The 21,324-nt window shown below is 37.8% G+C and carries 18 protein-coding genes and 1 tRNA gene; 14 read left to right on the plus strand and 5 right to left on the minus strand.

The window, feature by feature from the left end; genetic code table 11:
• Positions 1–26: 26 nt before the first annotated feature.
• The 7 genes from EUI_RS0108045 (at position 27) to hpt (ending at position 7,780) form a co-directional block, all read left to right on the plus strand.
• The gene (locus EUI_RS0108045; RefSeq protein WP_010017344.1) at positions 27–488 is read left to right on the plus strand and encodes an 8-oxo-dGTP diphosphatase; all 462 of its coding nucleotides are present in this window, start codon (positions 27–29) and stop codon (positions 486–488) included.
• Between the two features lie 166 nt (positions 489–654).
• The gene (purD, locus tag EUI_RS0108050; RefSeq protein ID WP_010017345.1) at positions 655–1,905 is read left to right on the plus strand and encodes a phosphoribosylamine--glycine ligase; all 1,251 of its coding nucleotides are present in this window, start codon (positions 655–657) and stop codon (positions 1,903–1,905) included.
• 73 nt (positions 1,906–1,978) lie between these two features.
• Complete coding sequence (locus EUI_RS0108055) at positions 1,979–3,643, plus strand: formate--tetrahydrofolate ligase (protein ID WP_010017346.1); 1,665 nt, start codon at positions 1,979–1,981, stop codon at positions 3,641–3,643.
• Between the two features lie 36 nt (positions 3,644–3,679).
• Complete coding sequence (locus EUI_RS0108060) at positions 3,680–4,483, plus strand: alpha/beta hydrolase (RefSeq protein WP_010017347.1); 804 nt, start codon at positions 3,680–3,682, stop codon at positions 4,481–4,483.
• 61 nt (positions 4,484–4,544) lie between these two features.
• Entirely contained in the window at positions 4,545–5,762 is a 1,218-nt protein-coding gene (locus EUI_RS0108065; RefSeq protein ID WP_010017349.1) for an OFA family MFS transporter, read from the plus strand.
• 162 nt (positions 5,763–5,924) lie between these two features.
• Positions 5,925–7,220, plus strand: a complete 1,296-nt coding sequence (gene purB, locus EUI_RS0108070) for an adenylosuccinate lyase (protein ID WP_010017350.1) — start codon at positions 5,925–5,927, stop codon at positions 7,218–7,220.
• Positions 7,217–7,780, plus strand: coding sequence for a hypoxanthine phosphoribosyltransferase (hpt, locus tag EUI_RS0108075; protein ID WP_010017351.1), 564 nt, complete (start codon positions 7,217–7,219; stop codon positions 7,778–7,780). Before purB ends, hpt begins: the two co-directional genes overlap by 4 nt.
• Before the next feature lie 68 nt (positions 7,781–7,848).
• Here the strand turns inward: hpt and fni are convergent, their stop codons facing one another.
• The 3 genes from fni to mvaD are packed head-to-tail and all read right to left on the minus strand — an operon-like array spanning position 7,849 to position 10,871.
• Positions 7,849–8,904: a type 2 isopentenyl-diphosphate Delta-isomerase gene (fni, locus tag EUI_RS0108080; protein ID WP_010017352.1), complete on the minus strand. Its 1,056-nt coding sequence runs from the start codon at positions 8,902–8,904 to the stop codon at positions 7,849–7,851.
• The gene (locus EUI_RS0108085; protein ID WP_010017353.1) at positions 8,897–9,928 is read right to left on the minus strand and encodes a phosphomevalonate kinase; all 1,032 of its coding nucleotides are present in this window, start codon (positions 9,926–9,928) and stop codon (positions 8,897–8,899) included. The genes fni and EUI_RS0108085 overlap by 8 nt, the downstream gene beginning before the upstream one ends.
• Complete coding sequence (mvaD, locus tag EUI_RS0108090) at positions 9,921–10,871, minus strand: diphosphomevalonate decarboxylase (protein ID WP_010017354.1); 951 nt, start codon at positions 10,869–10,871, stop codon at positions 9,921–9,923. Before mvaD ends, EUI_RS0108085 begins: the two co-directional genes overlap by 8 nt.
• A 199-nt stretch (positions 10,872–11,070) precedes the next feature.
• Between mvaD and EUI_RS0108095 the strand changes: the two genes are divergently transcribed.
• The 4 genes from EUI_RS0108095 (at position 11,071) to EUI_RS0108110 (ending at position 15,399) form a co-directional block, all read left to right on the plus strand.
• Entirely contained in the window at positions 11,071–12,225 is a 1,155-nt protein-coding gene (locus EUI_RS0108095; RefSeq protein ID WP_010017355.1) for an AI-2E family transporter, read from the plus strand.
• Between the two features lie 2 nt (positions 12,226–12,227).
• Positions 12,228–12,740, plus strand: coding sequence for a tRNA (cytidine(34)-2'-O)-methyltransferase (locus EUI_RS0108100; protein ID WP_010017356.1), 513 nt, complete (start codon positions 12,228–12,230; stop codon positions 12,738–12,740).
• 71 nt (positions 12,741–12,811) lie between these two features.
• Positions 12,812–12,883: transfer RNA gene (locus EUI_RS0108105), tRNA-Glu, on the plus strand.
• Between the two features lie 134 nt (positions 12,884–13,017).
• Positions 13,018–15,399 (plus strand): FtsK/SpoIIIE family DNA translocase, encoded by a 2,382-nt coding sequence (locus EUI_RS0108110; RefSeq protein ID WP_010017357.1) that lies wholly within the window; start codon positions 13,018–13,020, stop codon positions 15,397–15,399.
• A 72-nt stretch (positions 15,400–15,471) separates the two neighbouring features.
• Here the strand turns inward: EUI_RS0108110 and EUI_RS0108115 are convergent, their stop codons facing one another.
• Together EUI_RS0108115 and ade are read right to left on the minus strand one after the other, a co-directional pair.
• Positions 15,472–15,966, minus strand: coding sequence for a hypothetical protein (locus EUI_RS0108115; RefSeq protein ID WP_010017359.1), 495 nt, complete (start codon positions 15,964–15,966; stop codon positions 15,472–15,474).
• Positions 15,967–15,968: 2 nt separating this feature from the next.
• The gene (gene ade, locus EUI_RS0108120) at positions 15,969–17,624 is read right to left on the minus strand and encodes an adenine deaminase (protein WP_029508545.1); all 1,656 of its coding nucleotides are present in this window, start codon (positions 17,622–17,624) and stop codon (positions 15,969–15,971) included.
• A gap of 203 nt (positions 17,625–17,827) precedes the next feature.
• Here ade and glmS point away from each other — a divergent pair, with 203 nt between their 5' ends.
• The 3 genes from glmS (at position 17,828) to EUI_RS0108135 (ending at position 21,323) form a co-directional block, all read left to right on the plus strand.
• Positions 17,828–19,633, plus strand: a complete 1,806-nt coding sequence (gene glmS / locus EUI_RS0108125) for a glutamine--fructose-6-phosphate transaminase (isomerizing) (RefSeq protein ID WP_010017362.1) — start codon at positions 17,828–17,830, stop codon at positions 19,631–19,633.
• Between the two features lie 112 nt (positions 19,634–19,745).
• Positions 19,746–20,525 (plus strand): isoprenyl transferase, encoded by a 780-nt coding sequence (locus tag EUI_RS0108130; RefSeq protein WP_010017363.1) that lies wholly within the window; start codon positions 19,746–19,748, stop codon positions 20,523–20,525.
• A 3-nt stretch (positions 20,526–20,528) separates the two neighbouring features.
• The gene (locus tag EUI_RS0108135) at positions 20,529–21,323 is read left to right on the plus strand and encodes a phosphatidate cytidylyltransferase (protein ID WP_010017364.1); all 795 of its coding nucleotides are present in this window, start codon (positions 20,529–20,531) and stop codon (positions 21,321–21,323) included.
• The last annotated feature ends 1 nt before the right edge of the window (position 21,324 follow it).

Here is a 21,324-nt window from a genome sequence, read left to right on the forward strand (position 1 = left end):
CTATAATTTGTCACAGAGGAATCAAAATGACACGGACAATGCCAATCGAATTGACTAATATGATTATGATTGAAAATTCAAAAACACACGAAATTCTAGTTGAAAACCGAAAAAATCCAAATTGGCCGGGTGTGACCTTTCCTGGTGGACACATTGAATCTGGCGAAACAGTGGTGGCCAGTGCCATTCGTGAAGCGTATGAGGAAACTGGATTAACGATTGAAAATCCGCAACTAGTTGGTATCAAAGAATGGCCATTGACTGAAGGTGCACGCTATATTGTGATGTTGTTTAAGGCAACACAATACCATGGGACACTTCAAGCAGGACGGGAAGGTGATATATTTTGGACGACACGTGATGAGTTGCGCCATATGGATACACCGCGAACTTTTTTAGACATGTTACCAGTATTTGATGAACTAGAAATTAGTGAGCTTGCACTAGGTGATATATATCAGGGGGAACGAACGATAACGTTGTTATAAATGTGTATTGGTTAACAAACGGTTCTGTACAAATAAAAATTAAATATCATTCTAATAACGAACAATATATTTTTTTGTGAGAAAAAGATAATTTATTAACGAACAAAAACGCGAAAAAATCTGATAAAATAAGATATAACATAAAATAAATATTTTAGAGGCTGTGATGAAAAAAGTATTAATTATTGGTTCTGGGGCACGTGAACACGCTTTGGCACAAACATTTTTGCGTAGTGAACAAGTGACAACAGTGCTTGTTGCACCAGGAAATGATGGGATGACCGATGCAGGATTAAAATGTGTGACAATTTCAGCAACGAATTTATTAGGTCTTCGTGATTTAGCTATATCTGAATCTGTTGATTTAACGTTTGTTGGCAACGAGGAGCCGCTGACATTAGGAATTGTTGATTTGTTTGAGGCTTCTAAGTTACCTATTTTTGGTCCATCTATGGTGGCGGCACAGTTAGAGGGATCAAAGTCTTTTACCAAGAATTTGTTGCAAAAGTATGCAATTCCAACTGCAAAATCGGTGACAGTGGAAACACTAGAACATGCAACGGATGTATTACAGGCGTTCGGACTACCAATTGTATTCAAACTTGATGGTTTAGCTCTTGGAAAGGGTGTCACTATTTTAACTAATCCAATAGCGGCAAACACGTATTTGACGGATTTGTATACGAAAGACCCTGCGACAAGATTAGTTATTGAGGAATACCTAGAAGGGGTTGAATTTTCTATTTTTTCTCTTGTTGGAAAAAATGGGATGATAACACATGCACCGTTAGCACAAGATCACAAACGTCGTTTTGATCAGAATAGAGGACCAAATACTGGTGGAATGGGTGCCTATAGTCCTGTTCGTTGGATTAGTGATGACATTAAAAATCGCGCGATTACAGAACTGGTAGAACCAACAATTAGCGCTTTGACAAAAGAAGGAACGCCCTTTGCTGGTGTGTTGTACACTGGTGTCATGCTAACGCGAGAGGGGCCAAAAGTCATTGAATTTAATGTTCGGTTTGGTGATCCAGAAGCACAAGTCGTTTTGCCGCAATACACAGGTGATTTTTATGAACTAATCAGTCAATTAATGATTGGTCAAACTCCGACAGTGCAGTGGCAAAAAAATGATGTTTACGTCGGCGTTGTTTTAGCCGCAGAAGGTTATCCGCAAGCACCTGTTAAAGGTGCAGTTGTGCCAACAGTAGATGCTGTAACACCTTTAATTATTAATTTTGCTGGTGTCAAAAATGGTGTTGCAAATGGGGGACGTGTGGCAACGGTTGTTGCCCATGATATCAGTGCGACTTTGGCACAAAAAAGTGTGTACAATAAAATCAATCTCTTAGATACAAGCCTAGAATATCGACATGACATAGCTTATCAAGCGGTTAATCATGAAGAAAATTAACCTTTTCTTATCAAGTAACTGAATTTTTTTGAAAATATTATCATGTTCAAGTGTAAAAAGGAAGTATGAAGATATGCAAACAGACATTGAAATTGCTCAAGCGGCCGATGTTAAGCCAATTACAGAGATTGCTGCGATTGCTGGATTAAAGGCGCATGAAATTGAACCATATGGTTATGACAAAGCAAAAATCAAGTTAGATCCAACGGTTAAACGAGACAAGACACTTGGTAAATTAATACTTGTCACATCAATTAACCCAACACCGGCTGGTGAAGGAAAATCAACAGTAACTGTTGGTTTAGCTGATGCTTTACAGATGGCTGGTAAAAAAACTATGATTGCTTTACGTGAACCATCTCTTGGACCTGTTATGGGAATGAAAGGTGGTGCTACCGGTGGTGGGTACGCACAAGTAATACCAATGGCGGATATTAATTTACACTTTACGGGTGATTTTCATGCGTTGACATCAGCACATGATACATTGGCCGCTATTTTGGATAATAGTATGCAACAAGGTAATCCACTCAATATTGATCCGCGCCGTATTTTGTGGAAGCGTGTGTTGGATATCAATGATCGTGCTTTACGACATATCAATATTGGTATGGGTGGACCAACTTCTGGGGTGCCACGTGAGGATGGTTTTGATATTACGGTAGCCTCAGAACTGATGGCTATTCTAACACTATCAACTGATTTAATGGATTTAAAATCTCGAATTGCACGTATCGTTATTGGTTACACCTATACAAAAAAACCAGTGACAGTGAGTGATTTAGGAGTTGCTGGGGCCTTAACAGTGTTGCTAAAGGATGCAATCAAACCTAATCTTGTACAAACATTGGCACACACACCAGCAATTATTCATGGTGGGCCTTTTGCCAACATTGCACAAGGCACTAATTCAATTTTAGCAACTAAAACCGCCTTGCAATTAGCAGATTATGCGGTAACAGAGGCTGGTTTTGGTGCTGATTTAGGGGGCGAAAAGTTTCTAGATGTCAAGGTGCCGCTGCTGGGTAAAACACCAGATACAATTGTCATTGTCGCAACAGTTAGGGCTTTGAAGCATCACGGAAATGTGGCACTGAAAGATTTGAACAATGAGAATGTTGACGCTTTAAAAATGGGATTAAAAAATTTAGGGCAACATTTAACTGCAATGGGTCGTTATGGTGTACCAGTTATTGTTGCGATTAATCGCTTTACTGCTGATACAGAAGTTGAGTTACAGGTTGTTAAAAATTATGCTGAACAATTTGGGGCAACGGCTTATACGACAGAAGTTTGGGCAAAAGGTGGTGTTGGCGCTAAAGCATTAGCAGCGGCAGTGATTGAAAAGAGCGCGCAAGAGTCTGACTTTACACCACTTTACCAATCGTCAGATGATGCTATCAACAAACTTAATAGCATTGTTCAAGTAGTTTACGGTGGTCAGGGGGTTGAACTATCTCAAGTAGCACAGAGGCAATTACTAGAATTTAAGCAACTTGGTTGGGATAAATTACCGATTATTATGGCTAAAACACAATATTCACTGTCAGATGATGCCAAACAACTAGGCGCGCCTAAAAAATTTGTGATTCATATTCGTGAATTCGTGCCTAAACTAGGCGCTGGGTTTTTAGTGGCCATGACAGGATCAATTTTAACAATGCCTGGTTTACCAAAACATCCAGCAGCTTTGGATATTGATATTGATAAGAATGGCATCATTACTGGCCTTTTTTAAAAATAAATTTGATTTTGAAAATAGAGAGGAAAGACTATGGCACTTTTACAGGTAAATTATTATTCGCAAACTTTGGGTATGGATCGTGTGATGAATGTTATTCTACCAGAACTATCTGATCATAATCCAAGTTGGACGGCTGCGGATTTACAAGATATACCAGTTTTGTATCTATTGCATGGTATGTCAGGAGATCAGGCAGTATGGACGCGTCGAACAAGTATTGAACGTTTAGTGCGACAGACACCAGTAGCAATTGTAATGCCTTCAACTGATTTAGCTTGGTATACCAATACGCAATATGGGATGAACTATTTTGACGCCTTAATTGATGAATTACCCCAAAAAATTGCGACACTTTTTCCACAAATTTCAAAAAAACGTGACAAAAATTTTATTGCAGGTCTTTCTATGGGAGGATACGGTGCGTTTAAAATGGCTTTTAGTAGTCAGCAATTTAGTTATGCCGCATCTTTATCTGGTGCGTTAATAGGAGATCCAAATTTTCCAGGTCGAGATGCCTGGCAAAACGATGCCTATTGGCAAGGCATATTTGGGAATCTAACAAAATTTTCGGGGTCAGATAACGATATTATTACATTAGCACAACAGCAATCATTTAGAAAACAGCAGTTACCAAAACTGTATGCTTGGATTGGTGAACAAGATTTCTTGTTTGAAAATAATCAACATACAATATCACAAATCAAAGCATTAGGATATGATGTGACTTTTGAAACAAGTCCGGGTGAACATGATTGGTACTATTGGGATAAAAAAATTGAACGTATTCTCGAATGGTTACCAATTAATTACAAAAAAGAAAAAAGATTATCTTAAATAGAACAAGAATAAGCAACGGCTAAATGATAATCTAAAACAAAAAGGGGAAATCATTATTGTGGAAAATAAATGGGTTCGGGCAGCCTTACCAGCTTTACTTATTCATGGTAGCATTGGGACAGTTTATGCATGGAGTGTCTTTAAACAAGCTATTGCAGACGATATTGGCACGACTGTGCCAAACATTGAATGGGCATTTTCAATTGCCATTTTATTTTTAGGATTGTCAGCAGCGGCTTTAGGACATTTTGTAGAACGTGACATTAAAAAATCTGCGCTATTATCAACGCTGTTTTTTGTGGTTGGTATGATTGGAACCGGCATAAGTATTCATCAAAAATCATTACTGGGTATTTATATTTTTTATGGTGTTATTATGGGTATTGGCTTAGGGATCGGCTATTTAACGCCAGTTAAAAATTTAATGCTCTGGTTTAAAGACAATAAGGGGCTTGGAACAGGATTAGCTGTAGCTGGGTTTGGCTTAGCCAAAATGATTTTTTCTCCCATTATGGTCAGTTTGCAACTAAATGTTGGTTTATGGCAAATGTTTGTTATTTTAGGAGTTGTATTTGCCATAATGATGCTGATTGGGGTAATTTTAATTAAAAAACCAGCTGATTGGCAAGAAAAGCCGCTCGAGAATAAATTCAAGCCACTAAACTTGATAAAAACGCCTAATTTTATTGGTATTTGGTTGATGTTTTATCTTAACATTACGGCAGGATTAGCTATTATTTCGCAAGAAAAAGATATTTTAATGGGACTCAAAACAAATAGTGGATCGGCTATATTTTCAGTTGCAGCGGTAACGACAATTGTAAGTGTTGATGCTTTTTTCAACGCTGCTGGTCGTGTGGGATTTGCTAGTTTTTCAGACCGTTTAAAAGATCGTAACACAATTTATCGTGTTATTTTTATCATGTCTCTCATCATGGCATTAAGCGCTTATTTGTTACCTGATCAGGCTACTTTGATGCCAATTGTCATTGTTACCACATTTTTTTTAATCAATGCTGGATATGGTGGCGGATTTTCTGCACTACCGCCGTTGTTAGCAGATAGGTTTGGTATGCATGCAATTTCAAAAATTCATGGGATGACGCTGACAGCTTGGGCAGCGGCAGGACTATCGGGGAACCAATTGGCTAGTTTTATCGTCCATGGTTTGGGTATGGACTATAAAATGGTATTTATTGTAATTGCTGTATTATATGCAGTTGCTTTCATCATTTCAATTACTCTCGTAGATTCAAAACAAACATTAATTGAATAAAACGTTTTCATGTGTAACTTACTTTTTTTGAGATAACAGTATAGTTTATAATTAACGAACGATGCACACTGTTTGTGAGATAAAATTCATAAAATGGCGAATGCAAATACGTCATTAACTGGTACAATTATAGTTAAAGACAGAACATAAAGGAATCTAAAAATGATAGAACGCTATTCTCGTCAAGAACTTCGTGACATTTGGTCAATGCAAAATCAATATCAAACTTGGCTTGATGTTGAAATTGCCGTTGATGCTGGTTGGGTTGCCGCCGGACATATTCCAGCTGCAGACCTTGAAAAAATTCGTGCCAATGCTAAATTTGATGCTGATCGCATTGCTGAAATTGAGTTGTCAACGCGTCATGATGTTGTTGCATTTACACGAAACGTCTCAGAATCACTTGGTGATGAACGTAAATGGATTCATTATGGATTGACTTCAACAGATGTGGTGGATACAGCACAAGCATTACGTTTGCGTCAAGCTAACGTCATTATTAAAGAAGATTTACAAGAATGGCGTGAATCAATAAAAAAGCTAGCCTTAAAATATAAAGAGACAGTTATGATGGGCCGTACACATGGCGTGCATGCGGAGCCAACGACATTTGGCTTGAAAATGGCACGTTTTTATGCTTCGGCAACGCGAGCAATTGAACGTTTTGATCGTGTGGCTTCAGAAGTTGAAACAGGCAAGTTATCTGGTGCTGTGGGAACATTTGCGAATGTGCCACCCTATGTTGAAGAAGTTGCCATGCAAGAGCTTGGGTTGACTGCACAACCTATTGGATCACAGGTTTTACCACGTGATTTACATGCTGATTATGTTCAAACTATCGCTTTAATTGGCACACAAATGGAAGAACTGGCCACTGAAATTCGGGCCCTACAACGTTCAGAAATCCATGAAGTTGAAGAAGGGTTCGCTAAGGGGCAAAAAGGTTCTTCTGCCATGCCACATAAACGTAATCCAATTGGTGATGAAAACATTACTGGCTTGGCACGTGTTTTGCGTGGCTATGCTGTTACAGCACTAGAAAATGTGACATTATGGCATGAACGTGATATTTCACATTCGTCTGCAGAGCGCATTATTTTAGCAGATGCAACTGCCATTATTGACTATATGTTAACACGACATACTGGTATTTTAAATAATTTGGGTGTTTTTCCGGATACAATGCAAAAAAATATGGACCGTACATATGGTTTGATATACTCGCAACGTCTCTTGTTAAGTTTGATTGATGCTGGATTATCTCGTGAACAAGCCTATGATACTGTACAACCCTTGACGGCTCGTTCTTGGGACGAACGTCTGATGTTTCGTGATCTTGTTGATGCTGATCGTACAATTTCATCACACTTAACAAAAGTCCAAATTGATGATGCCTTTGATTATCATTATCATTTACGTCATGTTGATGAAATTTTTAAGAGGGTAGGTTTAGTATGAGGTCGTTAATTAATCACCCAGCTATCAAATCAGTCTTGGCAACTGAAACTGATATTCAGGCACAAGTGCAACGTGTGGCAAACGAGTTAACAGTCAAATTTGAAGATCAGTTACAGCGACCTGTATTTATTGCTGTACTTAAAGGTGGGGTGATTTTTGCAACAGATTTATTACGTAAAATGCCACTTGATGTTGATTTCGATTTCATTGATGTTAAAAGTTATTCTGGTCTTGAATCAACAGGACAAGTTAAAGTTGTACATGATGTGAGTATGGATTTAACGGGTCGTGATGTCGTTATTGTCGACGAAATTATTGATTCTGGGCGAACGATGCAATGGTTGCATAATTATTTTGATTTAAAAGGCGCAGCAACAGTGACAACTGTAGCGTTGGCTGATAAAAAAGCAGCTCGTGTGGTTGATTTTGAAGTTGATTATTTTGGTTTAGATGTGCCGGATGAATTTTTAGTTGGTTATGGTATGGATTATAATAACTTTTTCCGTAATTTACCAGTTATTGCTGTTGTGGATTTTGATAAATTGGATTTAATTAAGTAGGTTGTGTTCTTGTTGTTTGATAGTTATTTTTGATCATAAAATTTTAATAAATTATAAAAGCGCGGCTCCTAGTGAGTCGCGCTTTGACGTTGATTGATAAAATTTTGTAATGTAGGTGAATACAGCCGTTGTGCAGTTTGTAGGGATGCCACATTTTTGGCACCCAGTAGCGTAAACAGACGTGGCAAAGCACGTTGCCAATCTTCAATTTGTTGAATAAGTGCAGTTTCGCCTTTATCCATCAGCGTTGCTAGCATAAATCCTGCACTTGAAGTTAAGGAGGCACCAAGCATTAAACTGGTCACAATATCATTTGCAGACTGAATACCACCTGTTGCAACTAGTGGTACTTGATTAGCTACTAATTGTGCTGATAATAAACTTTCTACTGTGGATAAGCCAAATTGATCGATGTTGAAAGTATCTGGCTGTCGATTACGGCGCCGTTCGATGACTGCAAAATTGGTGCCATTGGCGCCACCAACATTAACTGCGGCAGGTCCAAGTTGATTGATTATTTCAAAAGCCTGGTCACTCATACCAAAACCAACTTCTTTGATGATAACTGGAACAGGTGATTTAGCAATGATTGTTGCAAGATTTTCAAGCCAATAAAATTCACGATCACCTTCTGCCATAACGAGTTCTTGGCCGACATTAACGTGCATTTCAATTGCGTTAGCATCAATCATATCAATAGCATTACGAACATTTTCTATCGGATGGTCTGCACCTAAATTGGCAATTAAAAACCCCTCAGGATTGTTGTGACGGGCAATTTTAAAGGAGGGTACTGCGTCAGATTCTTTTAGAGCAATTGATTGTGAACCAACTGCCATTGCCAAATTCGTTTTTTTGGCTATTTGGGCAAGTTGTCCATTAATGCGGCCAGTCAAATGTGAACCACCGGTCATTGCTTCGATATAAAAAGGCCAATCAAAGTGATGATTTAAAATTGTTGTACTAAGGTTCACATCTGCTATTGACATTTCTGGGAAAGTGTTAGGTAACCAGCGTATATCGTTAAAACCAGCACCAACTTGTAGTCGTTGATTTTGACGCCAGATATTGACACCAAGTGATAAATGTTCATCTTTACGATGTGCTTGCTGAGATTCACTCATAATTAACCTCTTTTTGTGGTGAAATAACAATGACTTGTGTATCGATTTGATGTAATTGCCAAAAATAGATGAGATTATCAACATTGTCATTAAATACTGCAAAGCCATTGTCCCCAAAACCAGCGCCGCTAATTTTTCCAGCAACATTTTTTAGGCTCTTCAGTAATATGGCTAATTTTGGTGTGATATAACCAGCAGGTAAATTATGAGTGAGTAGCAGCTGATTGTCACGCAAACCCTTAGAAAAATTAACATAGTTACCTGTAATGACTGTATTAATAATATTTTGAACGATATATTGACTTTCAGATAAAAATTCTTGCGCTAAGTTAATATTTTTGATAGCAGATTTAGTGTCTGCAGACTCATGCGTTGCACCAAGCAGTAGTTGCCAGTCTGTTGGCCAAGGTAGTGATGTAATTGCTAATTTTGACCAAGGTTTATTGACAATAGTAGGGTTTAGCCAATTCTTATCAGTTTGTGTAAACTCAGATAAATCTGGGCTTTGATAGGCAATGACACCACCATAAGTAATTGCGGCAATATCACCTAGAGAACCATTTTTTTGTACATGTAGATGAGCTAAACTAGCTAATTTAAAGCGTGTCAAAATTGGTAAGTTGAGTTGGAAAAAATCATTAAACGCTTCAACAACGCCAACAACAACAGCGGCTGAAGATCCTAATCCAATTTTACCAAATGGACCATTTAAGTTGCTTGTAATTGTCATCATGACTTCGTTGAAATGATTATTGTTTGTATTAATCTTGACATAGTCATGGATAATTTTAATTGCAGCTCTAACATAACGCCAGTCATCAGTATATTGATTTTCGGTGTGATTAATTTCGAAATGCCACTGCTTAGGTAGGGTATTTGAATAGGCACTTGATTTTGTATTTGAGGGCGTTATTTCAACGCTTAGACCAGTAGTTGTAGCAGCAATTATTGCTGTGTTACCAGGGTGTGTTATAGCATATTCGCCGGCTAAAAAAAGTTTACCGGGGATGAAAACTTTAGTCATAAGTTATACCTGATCCGCTTGTAGCAGTTTCGATATGAAGTTGCGGTAGTTTGTCATGTAAGGCTGCAACAACATGTGGGGCAGTGGTTAAAGTTGTGATAATCTTGACATTAGGACCAGCATCTATGGTTGCAAAAGCCAACAAGCCCTGATGGCGGATATCTTGAATGATGTTTAGTATTTGTTGTGTCTCACTTGTGAAGTAAGTGAAAGCTTGTTGTCGTGCAGTTAGATTTAATGCATGCATACTTAACGCGTTGTCTTCTGCAATACTACCAATTTTCTCAATGTCTTTAGCCATTACGGCAGCTTGCATATCAACGAATTGATTTTTACTCTGATTTAACCAGTCACCATAGCTTGGTGATGTCATCGCGCGCCGCATCCCTTCACTAGAGCTAACCTTTTTAACGTCAGATGACACTTCAGCAACTACAAGGGCTATTGGCATATCAGGAGCATGCAGACTCTCAGCAAACGACGATATGTCATCTACACCTTCATGCCACACGGCAAAATGACCATAAAGCGATCGTGAAGCGGATCCAGAACCACGACGTGCAAGACGTGATAGGGACTCATTTGACCTTATAAGTCCAAGCTCACGTGTGACAGCACCTGTGAGCGCCGCAAATGCTGAAGCCGAAGAAGCTAACCCAGCACTGGTTGGCACATGATTTGTTGATGTGACTGTTAACGGACTAAAATGACCAAGCTGTTCGCGTAAAATATTTAAAAAATGGTGCGTCCTTGTTGTGTCTACCGATAAATTGTTTAAAATTAATTGATCACTATGTGTATTTGGAGTGACCGTTGTTTGCGTGTAAAATTGCTCAAGTGTCAGGGATATTGAACTGGTAGTTGGTAAATTTAAGATAGGATCTTTTTTACCCCAATACTTAATAAGAGCAATATTCGTATGTGCGGTTGCAGTTGTGGACATAAGGATTCTTTCTGAAATATGAGTTACTTTAATATTATCATATTTAATCTTTTTAGGCAGGATTCATTGATAAAACGGGCAAACATTGTGTGCTTAGGATTGTGCGAAATATGGTAATATAGATATAATACAAAAATGCAACATTAAATGTAAAAAAAGAATTTTAGTATTTTAGTAGCGTAATTATTGGAGGGATTTCATGGCTAAAAACAAAGAACAACAGTCTTGGTATCGTCGATTGTTTTCAGGAAATGATTTATTACAAGGTTTGCTTGTTATTTTACTCATCTTATTAATTATTTTTTTGGGTTGGCAAGTGCGTTTTATATTTGAACCAGTACGTGCGCTATTTACAGCAGTGGGTGCGCCGATTTTAATTGCTGGTGTACTTTATTACTTGCTAAGTCCAGTGGTTAATTTAATTAGTAAATACACGCGATTGCCACGTGGCATATCAATTGGTATCATTTTGGTATTATTATTAGCAATAATAGCAGGGATTCTAACGACCGTTGTTTTTGTATTGCGCAGTCAGGTCGTCACTTTTACTGATAATTGGCCGAGCTATTGGCACACAAGTCAGAATTTCATTAACGAAACATTTAAATCAGATCAATTCAATCCGGTGAGAGAATTTTTAAATCATACAAACACCAATATTAACCAAACTGTGATTGATTGGAGTCGAAAATACCTGACAACTGGTGTAGCTGGCATCAGTTCATTTGCATCAATATTAACAACTGTTGGCATAACAGCTGTTGCAACGCCTTTTATTTTATATTATATGTTATTAGATGGCCATAAATTTTCTGAATTTATTGCTGAAAAATTTCCACCTCAAGCACAACAATCAATACAACAGTTACTGACAGATATTAGCAAACAAATTGCACAATACATTCGTGGACAATTGGGTGTTGCTTTTGCAGTTATGATTATGTTTAGTATTGGCTTCACATTGATTGGGTTGCCCTATGGCATTCTACTTGCATTAATAGCAGGTTTGTTTAACATGATTCCCTATGTTGGGTCAATTATTGCACAAGTACCAGTATGGACTGTGGCGCTAATAGCAGGTGGGCCAAAAATGCTCGTATTGGCAATTATCGTGTTAGCTATCGAGCAACCAATTGAAGGACATGTTATTGCACCAAAAATTTTGGGCGAGGCGTTATCTATCCACCCAGTAACAGTAATTGTTGTATTATTAAGTAGTGGACACATTTTTGGTGTTTTAGGTATCATTTTAGCAGTACCAACTTATGCTGTTGTAAAGGTTATTGTGATACGGATATATATGTGGTGGCGCAACAATTCAGAATTTTATAAAGATGAAGTGGAAGATATATAGAAATGACTAATCATATTGTATTATTTGAACCATTAATGCCAGCAAATACTGGTAATATTGCACGTACCACGGCGGGTACTGATGCCATTTTACACTTAATCGAGCCATTAGGTTTTGATCTTGATGATAAGCATGTTAAACGTGCAGGATTGGATTACTGGGAACATGTGAAACTAGTGAAACATGCAAGCTTGCCTGATTTTCTAGCAACTTTGACTGACAAAGATCAACTTTATTTAGTTTCAAAATTTGCTAACATGGATTACACACAACCTAATTATATGCAAATGCAGGGTGATCAGTACTTCTTGTTTGGTAAGGAAACGACTGGGCTACCGGAAGTATTTATGCGTCAAAACCCTGAAAAAGCCATCCGTATTCCACAAAACGATACACATATTAGGTCGTTAAATCTGTCAAATACCGTTGCAATTGTTTTGTTTGAAGCGTTACGTCAACAACATTTTCCTAATTTAGATACAATTCATAACTATGAACAAGATAAATTGAAGTAATCGGTTGACAATGGTTGGAATAATTGTTAATATGGTATAGTTATTTCAATAATGAAATAGCATCTGACCATGGCTCGTTGGTCAAGCGGCTAAGACGCTGCCCTTTCACGGCGGAATCGAGAGTTCGATTCTCTCACGAGCTATAAAAAGTCGCAACCTTGGTTGTGACTTTTTATATTGTGTAAGACAATTTTAAGAATACAAGCGAACAAGTGTTTGTTTTGCTTTCATGGTAAAATAAAGTTTAGGTAATAATTAATTATAAAGGTGAAGATAATTGGCAACTCGAAAAACACCACAAAAGCGTCGTACACCGACGTCACGAAAAAACACAAATAAAAATATTAGTAAAAATATCGTTATTTTAATGACGGCATTATTTGGTATTTTAGGTATATTTAAACTAGGTTTATTAGGCGCGTATACGGCAAATGCCGTTCGCTTCTTCTTTGGTAACTTATATCTTGGATTTTTAGTCCCGTTGACGGCTGTTTTGATTTATTATTTTGTATTTAAAAAATTACCAAAAATTGCGGGACATTTCTGGATAGGGGCTATTATGGTCTTTATTTCATTACTTACCATATCCTCCTTGCTATTTTTTACATACTCATTGAAAAATGGCAATGGTTATACGCAAGAGGTAGGCCATTTAATAGGCCAGGATTTTGTTAATAAGGCATCAAATACACCGGTGGGTGGTGGTAGCGTAGGTGCTATAATTTATCAGTTATTATTTACGCTGATGTCAAATATTGGCACGTGGATAGTTTCGGTAATTTTATTGTTTGCTGGGATTGTTATTTTTTTCCGTATTCCTGCTCGTGATTTGACGCAAAAAGGGATTGAAAAAGCGCAAAAAGGCGTTGCATATGTTCAAGAACAACATGCAAATATGCCACCACGAGCACCACTTTTTAAAAAACGTGATCGGCAAAGAAAGCGTATGACTGATTACGGCGATGATCCATTAGGTGTTCATCAAGAAACAAAGCCGGTAATATCTGAAGAACCACAGTCTGTTACTGATCAGCACACACAAAATGCTGAGGACTTTGTAAAGCCTGAAATTAAGTGGCAGGGACCTGTAACAGAAGAAGCTATACAAAATGATGTTGTGGCAAAAAATGTAGGCGAGCAAACCGAAACTAGTGATGAATTGATTGAGTTGGCGACAGGCACAATAGAAGATGAGAATCCCGACTATCAATTGCCAACTATTGATTTATTAACGCAAATCACGCCAACTGATCAAACGAAGGAATTTAAAAGCTTGACTGAAAAATCGCGCTTAGTGCGTGATACACTACTTAGCTTTGGTGTAGAAGCGGAAGTGACTAGTGTGTCTCTTGGACCGACTGTGACGCAGTATGAACTTAAACCAGGGCAGGGTGTTAAAGTTAATCGCATTGCTAATTTATCCGACGATTTGGCATTAGCATTAGCAGCAAAGTCTATTCGAATTGAAGCACCAATACCTGGTAAACCATATGTAGGTATTGAAGTGCCAAATGATACCCAGGCTACAGTTGGTTTCCGTGACATGATTGAACAAGCACCTAAAGATGATAAACATCTTTTGAACGTTCCTTTGGGTCGTGATGTCACAGGCAATATTATCATGGCTAATTTAGCAGATATGCCACATTTATTAATTGCTGGATCAACAGGTTCAGGTAAATCAGTCGGTTTAAATAGTATCATTATTTCAATTCTCCTAAAAGCAAGACCAAGTGAAGTGAAATTGATGATGGTCGATCCGAAGGTAGTTGAATTATCAATTTATAATGGTATTCCACATTTATTGACCCCAGTTGTTTCTGATCCGCGAAAAGCAGCCAAGTCTTTGCAAAAAGTTGTAGATGAAATGGAAAATCGTTATAAATTACTTGCGCAATTTGGTAAACGTAATATTAGTGAATATAACTTAGCAGTTGACAAGCAAAATGCTGAAGCAAAAGAATCTGGTGCTAGTGTTATGCAGAAAATGCCCTATATTATAGCCATTGTTGATGAATTTGCAGATTTGATGAGTACAGTTGGTTCAGAAATAGAAGTATCTATTGCCCGTTTAGGTGCAAAAGCGCGAGCAGCAGGGATTCATATGATTCTAGCAACGCAACGGCCAGATGTCAAAGTTATTAATGGGACAATTAAAAGTAATATTCCTGGACGTATTGCTTTTAGAACGGCTTCAGGTATCGATTCACGCACCATTTTAGACAGTAATGGCGCTGAAAAATTGTTAGGCAAAGGAGATATGATTTTTGCGCCACCAGGAAAACCAACACAACGAGTTCAAGGTGCATTCATCAGTAATACTGATGTCACTAATGTTGTCGAGTTTGTTAAAGCACAACAAGAGGCCCAATACTCAGAGTCAATGACTGTAACTGATGATGAAATTTCACAAGATAATGGCAATGGTGTGAGTCAAGGCGATAGTGAAGATGAACTATTTCAAGAGGCTATCCAATTTATTATTGAACAACAAAAAGCGTCAACATCATTACTACAACGTCGTTTTCGTATTGGTTACAATCGCGCTGCGCGATTAATTGATGATTTAGAAGCTGGTGGCTATATTGGTCCAGCTGACGGATCACGACCACGTCATGTCAATATTACTGATGGCACTTCAGGGATCGAACATGATTAGTTTTAGTATTTAGCGTGGGTGACGAGTTATTAAAAAATACACGAACTAAGATATGTCTTAGTTCGTGTATTTTTATTGCTGTTTAAACATGGGTTTAATTTGTGCAGCAAAACTATGATCAGGATCATTAACAAATTGCGTATAATCCTGCCAATATTTATCGGATAAAATAACTGGTTCTGCAATATTATCTGGAATAAATTCTCTAGGAATATTGCCATCACTATTCAACGGGCCATCATAGCTCATTGAAAAATCTTTTAATTTTTTTTCAATGACTAATGATTGAGGCCCAAACCAATTGTATGGTTCACGATGAATATGATTGTCGTCAGTTTGGAAAATGTCAAAATGTGTGTGTAACTTGAATGGGTGAACTAGGGAAACAAATGTGATTTGGTGATTATCAATATAAATAATGCAGGCAGCCATTTCAGATGGTAAATTACGCTGTTTATTCTTTTCTGATGCTAGTAATAATAGACCGGTATAATCAATGCGGAGTGTTACTGGTTTACCTAGCAGAATTGTTAGGAGTTGTTCTGGAGCGATACATAGTGTTTTCATAATTAGTCTTGAACCTGAATGAAAGAAAAACTGTTGAAATCAAACAATCCTTGATCTGTAATTTTAAGACTTGGAATAACTGGTAGTGCCATGAAGGATAACGTTAAGAAGGGGTCATACTTAATGTCGCTAATATCAGAAAAAGCCTGTTGTAATTTGTTATTGGTCAAAATTGTATCTTGAAATGGCTGATCAGACATCAATCCACCAATGGCAAGTGGTAAAGTTGTTATCTTGCCATTATTGACAACAACTTGTCCGCCACCAATTTCACGTAATGTATCGGCAGCGAGAATAATATCTGAATCGTTTGTACCAGCAATGATGATATTGTGAGAATCATGAGCAATAGTTGAAGCAATTGCGCCAGATGTCAGATTAAATCCTTTGATGATACCAATACCGTGCCCAAGATTATGGTATCGTTCTGCGACAACTATTTTTGCGTAAGCATCATTTGGCATAAAATAGCCATTATCACTTGGAACGTTTTCAATAGTATGCTGTGTCGTAATATGATGAGGCATGATATTAATCACATGTGCGGGCTTTTTAGGATCAATCGGTAATTCAATATCTGATGCTGTCAAAGTAAAATTGAGAAGTTGATTGGCTATTGGTGTCACTTGGGTTGCTGGTTCAACATACCATTCGCCATTTATCATCGTTTTTTTCACAGTAAAATCATCTAGTTGATTGATTATGACTAAATCAGCCACAAAACCGTCAGTTAATGCGCCAATATTTTGGAGATGCTGTGCTTGGGCAGCATTATAACTACCAATTGTGAAAGCCATGGCAGGAGCCATACAATTTTTAATTGCTAACTTGACGCTGAAATCAATTGAACCTTCATGCTGTATGTCATTTGCTGTTTTATCATCAGTAGCGAATGAAAAGTGTGATTGATTGGCAACATTGATTGCCGGCAGAATAGCGACTTCGTCACGTTCAACTGTGCCTTCACGTACAAATACTGAAAACCCTGAATTTAAACGTTCAAGTGCTTGTGTCGCATTTTCACTTTCGTGATCGGTATCAATACCATATTTGCGATAAATTGCGAGTTGTTCTCGTGATAATCCTGAAGCGTGGCCATCGACATGTTTGCCGGCTGCCTGTGCGTCCATAATTTTTTGATGCATATCATTATCTTCATTGAAAACAGCAGGGAAATCCATTACTTCGGCCAGACCATTAACTTCTGGCACACTATAAAATGGTTTAAGCGCGTCTGCGTGTAGTGTTGCACCAGCATGCTCAAATGATGTTGCTGGAACAGATGATGGCAACATGTAGTGTATGTGGAGAGGCGATTGACGTGCCTCCTCTAACATATATTGAATACCTGAAACGCCGGAAACACTAGCAATTTCATGTGGATCGGCAAAAATTCTAGTAATGCCATGTGGGATGACTAGTTTACCAAACTCACTAGGTGCTAATAATGAACTTTCAATATGCACGTGAGCATCAATTAATCCGGGAACAATATACTGCCCCTGAGCGTCATATGTATGTAGGGCTTGTAGATCTGAGCGATGGCCACGATAAATAATTTTGGCATTGTCTATCCAAAGTTCTGTTTCATCAAATTTAAGATTGAATACATCTAAAATTTTGGCATTAATAATATGCCATGTCACGTTTTTTGTCACGGTAACGCCCACTTTCATTTTTTAATAGTTTACCACAGTTTAGTGTTTGTGAATGATAGATGTTGCCTAGTAAAGAAAATAAGCTGTTAATTAGACCTATACCAATTTATATATATCGTTGACAAATAGCCTGTTTTACTTTAAAATAGTGGTTGTTAGTGCGATATTGAAATTTTAACCAATTTAAAAAAGAGGATATATTTATGTGTGGAATTGTTGGTGCTACAGGATTGAATCAAGTTTTACCAAGTTTGTTAAGGGGTTTAGAAAAACTAGAGTATCGTGGCTATGACTCGGCTGGTGTTTATGTTAACGGTGGCGATGCTGGTGACTTTCTAGTACGAGAAAAAGGTCGTGTTTCAGTATTGGAAGCTGCAACAAAAAACAAAAATATCACTGGTACAGCAGGTATTGCACATACGCGTTGGGCTACGCATGGTGGCGTTTCTGTCGAAAATGCGCATCCGCATATGTCTGAAGATGGCCGCTTTTTCTTGGTTCATAATGGCGTTATTGAAAATTATGATGAATTACGCGATACCTACTTACAAGGAGTGAAGTTACACTCACAAACTGATACTGAAATTGCTGTTCAATTGATTGATAAGTTTTCAAGAGAAAATAATATGTCAACATTTGATGCTTTTCGTCAAATGATTTCTTTGTTGGATGATAATTCTGCTTATGGATTTTTGTTAATGGATAATGAAACACCTGATTTATTGTATGCTGCTAAGAAAAAGTCACCATTGTTAATTGGTGTGGCAGATCAGGGCAATGTTGTGACATCAGATGCAGCAGCAATGCTTGATGTGACGCAAGATTTTATTGAATTATTAGATGGTGACGTTGCAATTATTGATAAAAAAGCAGTTCGTTTGTTTGACGTACAGGGTCATGAAGTGACACGTGAGTCATTTCATTTGGATATCGACGCGTCAGAAACTGATAAAGGTGTATATCCTTACTACATGTTAAAAGAAATTGATGAACAAGTGATTGTGGCACATACATTATCACAATATTACTTTGATGACAATGCACAAATTCAAAATATTGATGATGACATTATTGCAGCAATTAAAGCAGCTGATCGCCTTTATATTGTTGCTGCCGGTACATCCTATCACGCGGGACTTGTGGGAAAACGGTATTTTGAACAATGGACTGGCATTCCGACAGAAGTACATATTTCTTCGGAATTTGCTTACGATCAACCATTGTTAAGCCAACGGCCATTCTTTATTTTCTTGAGCCAATCAGGAGAAACAGCCGATTCCCGTGAAGTTCTTGATAACGTAGTTAAGCAAGGTTATCCCTCTTTGACTTTAGCAAACGTTATGAATTCAACTTTAACACGTGAAGCAAACTTTGCGCTACCATTGCTGGCTGGTCCAGAAATTGCGGTGGCTTCTACAAAAGCCTACACAGCACAAATTATTGTCGAAGCAATTTTGGCGCATGCAGTGGGTGATAGCCAAATTGATTTGAAAAATGAATTAGCGAAAACTGCTGTTGAAATGCAAGTTATTATTGATCAAAAAGATGAATTTAAAACAATTGCTGAACAAGCGTTACGAGGACAAAAATCAGCGTTTTACATTGGTCGTGGTTTGGATGCTGCAGTAGCTGTTGAAGCTGCCTTGAAGTTAAAAGAGATTTCTTATATTCAAACAGAAGGATTTGCTGCTGGTGAATTAAAACACGGTACAATTTCATTAATTGAAGAAGGCACACCGGTTTTTGCCTTGTTAACACAGTCAAAGACCGCAGGGTTAGTGCGTGGTGAAATTGCACAAGTAGCAGCCCGAGGTGCTAATACAATTATTATTTCAGGCAAAGCCCTTGCCAAAAAAGGCGATGCTTATATTTTACCAGATGTTAATGAATTATTAATGCCATTGTTAACAGTCATACCTGCTCAATTAATTGCCTACTATGCAACATTAGATCGTAATCTTGACGTTGATCGTCCTAGAAATTTGGCGAAATCCGTCACAGTACAATAAAATTTGGACGTGATAAGAAAATTCTTATCACGTTTTTTTGTGCCTGAGCGTGACATCTGGTAAAATGAATTAGATACCATTGCGCATGTTGCGCATCAAGGAGGGGGCCATCTTGGCGCTTTTTAAAACGAAAACGAATATTAGTACTGTACAGGCACAATTGAAAATACCCGATCATGTTGCTATTATTATGGATGGTAATGGTCGATGGGCGAAACAACGTCTTATGCCAAGAATTGCTGGTCACAAAACGGCAATGAATACAGTCAAAAAAATAGCTACAGCGGCAAGTGATTTAGGCGTTAAAGTATTAACTTTATATGCTTTTTCAACTGAAAATTGGTCGCGTCCAAAGGATGAAGTTAACTTTTTAATGCAATTGCCAATTGATTTTTTTAATGATTTTGTGCCAGATTTGGTTAAAAATAATATTCAAGTTCAAATAATGGGAAATATTGATGGCCTCCCAAAAAGAACACAAATAGCAGTGAAAAATGCCATCAGTCAGACTGCTCAGGGGACGGGAATGATTTTGAATTTTGCCTTGAATTATGGTGGGCAAGTAGAGATCGTTGAGGCAGCTAAAACCTTAGCTCAGCAGGTAGCCAGTGGTGAGATTTTGCCAAGTGACATTAATGCTACCCTTTTTTCGAAGGCATTACAGACAGGCAACCTAGGTGATTTGGCTGCACCTGATTTAATGATACGAACCTCGGGAGAATTGCGTTTGAGCAATTTTATGCCTTATCAAGCAGCTTATACAGAACTATATTTCACTGATGTCCTATGGCCAGACTATACTGCAGATAATTTAGTTGAAGCTATTACATCATTTACCTCACGTGATCGTCGATTTGGCGGTTTAAACGACAAATACGAAAGCGAGACTTAATAAATGAAAGTGCGTGTTATAACTGCCGTTGTGGCTTTACTCATCTTTGTACCACTTCTGATTATAGGTAAGTTGCCATTATTGATTTTAACATTGATAATGGGGGTTATTGCGATGAGTGAAATCTTACGGATGAAGCATATTATTTTGGTATCAACCGAGGCGCTCATTAGTTTTGTGGGGGTCATCGCAATTACCTTGCCTAACAGCTTTTGGCATGACATCCCGTTTATTCAAAGTGCTCATATTGTGTTTTACATCTTGGCATTCTTAATGCTATTAAATACAGTACTAGCTCGTAATCATTTTAATTTTGATGATGCAGGGGCATTGACATTGGCTATGTTATACATTGGTACGGGCTTTCATTATTTTTTTCAAGCAGCGAGTGTTGGGTTGCCAACAGTTTTTTTCGGTATGTTGATTGTTTGGATAACTGATTCCGGCGCATACATGTTTGGACGGGCAATGGGGAAACATAAATTGGCGCCTAAAATTAGCCCTAATAAAACATGGGAGGGATCGATTGGTGGTAGTGTAGTTGCTATTGTCATTATTCCGATACTTTTTAGTATGTTTAAATGGTTGCCAAATTATGGGTTACTTGAATTGCTGGTGTTTGCAATTATTTTGTCAATTGCAGGACAATTGGGAGATCTAATTGAATCAGGATTTAAAAGACATTATGGTGTTAAAGATTCAGGAAATATATTGCCAGGTCATGGCGGTATTTTAGACCGTTTTGACTCAATGCTCATCGTAATGCCGTTGATGGCTATTTTAGGTATGTTAGGATAAA

The organism is Leuconostoc gelidum subsp. gelidum KCTC 3527, assembly GCF_000166715.1.
In the GTDB taxonomy this organism is placed as follows: Bacteria; Bacillota; Bacilli; order Lactobacillales; family Lactobacillaceae; genus Leuconostoc; species Leuconostoc gelidum.